Raw genomic sequence first — 718 nt, 5'->3', positions numbered from 1 at the left:
ACTTCGCAGCCTTGGCGGCCTTGATGGCCTCGATCAGCATGGGGGTGACCTTGAACAGGTCGCCGCAGATGCCGTAGTCGGCAATCTCGAAGATGGGCGCAGTGTCGTTCTTGTTCACCGCGATGATGCACTCGGAGTCCTGCATACCGGCCTTGTGCTGGATGGCGCCGGAGATGCCCAGGGCGATGTACACCTTCGGATGCACCGTCTTGCCGGTCTGGCCCACCTGATGGTCGGCAGACAGCCAGCCGGAGTCGATGGTGGCACGGGAGCCGCCCACGACGCCGCCCAGGACGTCCGCCAGCTCCTCAGCCAGCTTGATGCCGCCCTCGACATCCTTGCTGATGCCGCGGCCCACAGACACGATGTAGTCCGCGCCGATCAGGTCTACCAGCTTCTTGGCGGCCTTCACGACCTCCACAACCTCGGTGTTCAGGTCGCTCTCGCTCAGCTGGAAGCTGGGCTTCACGATCTCGCACGCATCCGCCTTGGCCTGGTCGAAGACGTTCTTCTTCATCACGCCGGGGCGCACCGTCGCCATGCAGGGACGGAACCGCGGGCAGATGATGGTGGCCATCAGGTGGCCGCCGAAAGCCGGACGGGTCATCTTCAGGTTCCGGTCCTCCATATCCCACTTCTGGCTGTCCACGTCCAGGGTGCTGGACTCACGCAGGAACTGGATGTAGTTCGCCACATCCACGTCCAGGTGGGTGCAGTC

Annotated in this window: 1 protein-coding gene; it reads right to left on the bottom strand. The window is 63.6% G+C overall.

The annotated features are described in order from the left end of the window. Positions 1-718: electron transfer flavoprotein subunit alpha/FixB family protein (locus HMPREF1546_RS11495; RefSeq protein WP_021748998.1), on the bottom strand; the 718-nt coding region annotated here is incomplete at both ends.

It is taken from the genome of Oscillibacter sp. KLE 1745 (assembly GCF_000469445.2).
Taxonomy (GTDB): Bacteria; Bacillota; Clostridia; order Oscillospirales; family Oscillospiraceae; genus Oscillibacter; species Oscillibacter welbionis.
The sequence above is the reverse complement of the archived record's forward strand: the minus strand, read 5'-3'. Positions and strand labels throughout refer to the sequence as shown.